This window comes from Sulfurimonas sp. (genome assembly GCF_028694895.1).
Classification (GTDB): domain Bacteria; phylum Campylobacterota; class Campylobacteria; order Campylobacterales; family Sulfurimonadaceae; genus Sulfurimonas.
In genome coordinates, this window is sequence record NZ_JAQVKA010000129.1 from 1 (window position 1) to 3,702 (window position 3,702).

Sequence of the window (3,702 nt, forward strand, 5' to 3'; positions counted from 1 at the left end):
AATAGTTTTTTGACTATCACTGTTTTTTTCTTCCATACCTTGAAGAGCTTGGCCTAGTTGGTTGATATTGTTTAGCAACTCAGCCATTTTAGCCTCTACATGTATTTCGCTTCTTGTCCCAAAGAGACCTTTTGAAAACTTTTGAAGTGTATCTATCGCAATATCGATATTTGCTTCAGAAGAATCAAGCATATTGTTAAGGCTATTTCTTAGTATATGGACATAAGGAGTTTTTGAATCAGACGCAATTCTCCCTGAACAATCTCCTCTTGCAACTTTATCTGTTAAAAGTACCATCTCACCAGCTACCTTGGTATCTTCAAGTACAGACTCTTGATATGTTGCTACTATAGTATTGAAGTTTTTCTCAGCTTCATTTGTTGTGTTTTCATCTGTTTTTACTCTGTTTCTTTTAAACTGCATCATCTCTATAAGCTCTAATCTTTTTTGATCTAGAATGTTTTTACCAGAGGAGTCTGCTTTCATGTTTGTTGAGAGTATAACTATAAACCCTATAACAGCTATTGCGGCATGAACGAGAGTGTTGTCTGTTAGAAACAGAGAGACAATTAAGGCTGTAAAAGCTAATGTGATGATTGTGTTTTTTATCCTATTGTTCATTTTCATTCCTACTTCATTGTTTTATATAGCATTTCTGCTTCTAAAATCTCTTGTTCTGATGGCTTTCTTCTGCAAGAGAGATAAGTCTGCTCTTTTCTCGTTTCATCATATAGCGGATATACAGTTGCGTAAACCCAGTAAAATCCACCCTCTTTGGTCATGTTCTTGATATAGCCATCCCAGATTTTACCCTCTTTTATGGTCTCCCATAAACTTTTAAATGGTGCTTTTGGCATATCTTTATGACGAACTATGTTGTGCGGTTTTCCAACTAGCTCCTCAAGTGTAAAACCTGCGACTTTACAAAAGTCATCATTTGCAAATAAAATAAACCCCTTTGAGTCTGTTTGCGAAACTAAAAAGTCATCACTTTTTAGAATATACTCTTTCATTATATGCCCCTTTTTTAGAATGTGTCACAATTATAACACAGAAAAAAAAAGTTGCACATGACATTAGTTTATTTTAATACCATCTTTTGTACAATTGCGTCAATATTACATGAAGTGAAGAGATGGTTGAAAAAGAGTTATATCGTCCTAATGTTGCGATGATTATTGTATCAAACAGTTATCCACTCTCAAAAGAAATTTTTCTTGCACAAAGAAATGATTTACTTGACGTTTGGCAGTTCCCACAAGGTGGGATAGATGATGGAGAAGCAATACAAGAAGCACTCTTTAGAGAGTTAAAAGAGGAAATAGGTACCGACGAGGTAGAAGTTATAGCTGAATTTCCTGAGTGGATATCTTATGACTTTCCCCAAAAAATTGCTCAAAACATGAAACCTTTTATAGGGCAGAAGCAGAAATATTTTTTGGTAAAACTTAGTAAAGGCGCTGTGATAAATATACAGACGGATGAGCCTGAGTTTTGTGACTATAAATTTGTAAGTGTAGATGAAGCGCTTAGCCTTAGTGCTAGTTTTAAGCAAGATGTTTATGAGTGTGTGATAACTTATTTTAAAAAAGAGGGATTATTGTAGATGTTAATAGTTCAAAAATTTGGCGGAACAAGTGTTGGAGATTTAGAGAGAATTCAAAATGTGGCTTCTCGTGTTTGTGAGACAAAAAAAGCTGGCAATGATGTAGTTGTTGTTGTATCTGCAATGAGCGGAGAGACTAACAAGCTTATAGCATATGCAGAACACTTCTCAAAAAACCCACAAAGAGCAGAGGTAGATATGCTGCTTAGTTCAGGAGAGAGAGTAACGGCTTCACTTCTAGCAATTGCACTTAGTGAGATGGGTTGTGCAGCGGTCTCTATGACAGGACGCAAAGCTGGAATTGTAACAGACAATATACACACAAAAGCCCGTATTGAAGAGATAGATCCAACAGCTCTTAATAAGGCTATAAAAGAGGGTAAGATAGTTGTAGTAGCCGGTTTTCAAGGCGTTTCTCAAGATGGAAATGTAACTACGCTTGGACGCGGCGGGAGTGATTTGAGTGCTGTTGCAATTGCAGGAGCTATCAAGGCTGACCTATGTGAAATATATACTGACGTTAGTGGTATTTTTACAACTGACCCACGCATTGAACCACGCGCTAAAAAACTAGATAAAATCTCTTATGATGAGATGCTAGAACTTGCATCTCTTGGGGCAAAGGTTCTTCAAAATCGCTCAGTAGAGTTAGCAAAAAAATTAAATGTAAATTTAGTAACAAGAACAAGCTTCACAAATGAAGAGGGAACATTAATAACCAAGGAAGAAAATATCATGGAAAAACCATTAGTTAGCGGAATAGCACTGGATAAAAATCAAGCACGTGTTTCATTAGTAGGCGTAAAAGACAGACCAGGGATTGCGTCTGATATCTTTACAAAACTATCTAAGAGCAGCGTAAACGTAGATATGATTATTCAAAACGAAGGACGTGACGGTAAGGCAAATATAGACTTCACTGTTCCTGTTAGTGATTTGGATGATGCAAAAAAAGTTATGAACTCATTTGTAAAAGAGTCAGAAGTTGATGAAATCTCTTATAATGAAAACATTTGCAAAGTCTCTATTGTAGGCGTTGGAATGAAATCTCATACAGGCGTTGCTGCTAAAGCATTTTCAGTAATGGCTGCTGAGAATATAAATATAAATATGATTTCAACTTCAGAGATAAAAATATCTATGATAATCGATGAAAAATATGCGGAGCTTGCAGTTAGAGCGCTTCATAGCGCTTATGAGCTAGATAAGTAATGAGTAAATATAATTCTTTCTTTGTTAAAGTTGTATAAAAAATATGTCTGATTTTGCTCAGTGGAGCTTAGACGCTATCAGAGAAGAGGGTGGTTGTTTTAGCTGGCTTGAAGAGCAGCGTTTTGACTGGACCACTACTACCTCTCAAGCACTTGGGCAAATCCTTAGCGGTAAGACAGTTATTTTAATAACTGATGAAAAAAGAAAGTGGTTTGAGGCCTATATCTTAGATTTTTTAAACTCCTTGCAGATAGATAGACCACTTTTACCTATAATAAGCATAGATAGTATCTATAAACACTATAACAGTATAGGTAGTGGAGAGATGTTAGATACAGTAGAAGATGTTATCTCTTTATCACACAAAGATGAGTACTTCTACTGGTATATAGGTAGAGGCGACGATAGAAGAGCAGATATAGCTAAGAGAAAAGACTCAAGTTATTTTTGGATTTTTGATGAAGAGTATTTAAATGCACTGCATCTAAAATCTTATGACAAACTATTAGATATAAAACTACTTCAGCTCTATCGTCTCTTTAACGCCTCGCTAAATGCAGCGATGTTTGGAGAAGTTGATGTTGGATTATGATTTTACAAAAAGCCATATTTTAATAACATTAAATATAGTAGCCGAATTTGAGAAGCTAAGAGATAATCTAAAACCAAATAGAGTAGTTGGTTTTATAGTAGAAGATGAGTTTAAGATAGAACATGCAAAAGCCGCAGTTGCAGAGGCATATATAAGCGAATCAGGAACAAAATATATCATCCTTGGTGCAAACAACCTCAATACGGTTTCACAAAATTCTCTTTTAAAAGCTCTTGAAGAGCCTCCTAGGAACATAGAGTTTATAATACTCTCTAATTCAACTTCAAACCTT

4 protein-coding genes and 2 pseudogenes are annotated in these 3,702 nt (G+C 35.5%); 4 read left to right on the forward strand and 2 right to left on the reverse strand.

Features of this window, described 5'->3' with window-relative positions:
- Nucleotides 1-621 (reverse strand): annotated as a pseudogene (locus PHI38_RS09665) (chemotaxis protein); the annotation flags it as partial.
- 8 nt (nucleotides 622-629) lie between these two features.
- On the reverse strand, nucleotides 630-1,013 hold the full coding sequence (locus PHI38_RS09670; RefSeq protein ID WP_299855582.1) for a PAS domain-containing protein: 384 nt from the start codon (nucleotides 1,011-1,013) through the stop codon (nucleotides 630-632).
- A 122-nt stretch (nucleotides 1,014-1,135) separates the two neighbouring features.
- Here PHI38_RS09670 and PHI38_RS09675 point away from each other — a divergent pair, with 122 nt between their 5' ends.
- The 4 genes and pseudogenes from PHI38_RS09675 to PHI38_RS09690 all read left to right on the forward strand — a co-directional run.
- Complete coding sequence (locus PHI38_RS09675) at nucleotides 1,136-1,606, forward strand: RNA pyrophosphohydrolase (protein WP_299855584.1); 471 nt, start codon at nucleotides 1,136-1,138, stop codon at nucleotides 1,604-1,606.
- Nucleotides 1,607-2,818 (forward strand): aspartate kinase, encoded by a 1,212-nt coding sequence (locus PHI38_RS09680; protein WP_299855586.1) that lies wholly within the window; start codon nucleotides 1,607-1,609, stop codon nucleotides 2,816-2,818.
- 43 nt (nucleotides 2,819-2,861) lie between these two features.
- Nucleotides 2,862-3,410: a HobA family DNA replication regulator gene (locus PHI38_RS09685; protein WP_299855588.1), complete on the forward strand. Its 549-nt coding sequence runs from the start codon at nucleotides 2,862-2,864 to the stop codon at nucleotides 3,408-3,410.
- Nucleotides 3,397-3,702: pseudogene (locus tag PHI38_RS09690) on the forward strand (DNA polymerase III subunit delta'); the annotation flags it as partial. The gene PHI38_RS09685 and the pseudogene PHI38_RS09690, both read left to right, overlap by 14 nt.

What these genes read in the sequence shown, in the direction of transcription:
- PHI38_RS09685 (WP_299855588.1), top strand. Translation starts at nt 2,862, where the DNA reads ATGTCTGATTTTGCTCAGTGGAGCTTAGACGCTATCAGAGAAGAGGGT.
- PHI38_RS09680 (WP_299855586.1), top strand. Translation starts at nt 1,607, where the DNA reads ATGTTAATAGTTCAAAAATTTGGCGGAACAAGTGTTGGAGATTTAGAG.
- PHI38_RS09670 (WP_299855582.1), bottom strand. Translation starts at nt 1,013, where the DNA reads ATGAAAGAGTATATTCTAAAAAGTGATGACTTTTTAGTTTCGCAAACA.
- PHI38_RS09675 (WP_299855584.1), top strand. Translation starts at nt 1,136, where the DNA reads ATGGTTGAAAAAGAGTTATATCGTCCTAATGTTGCGATGATTATTGTA.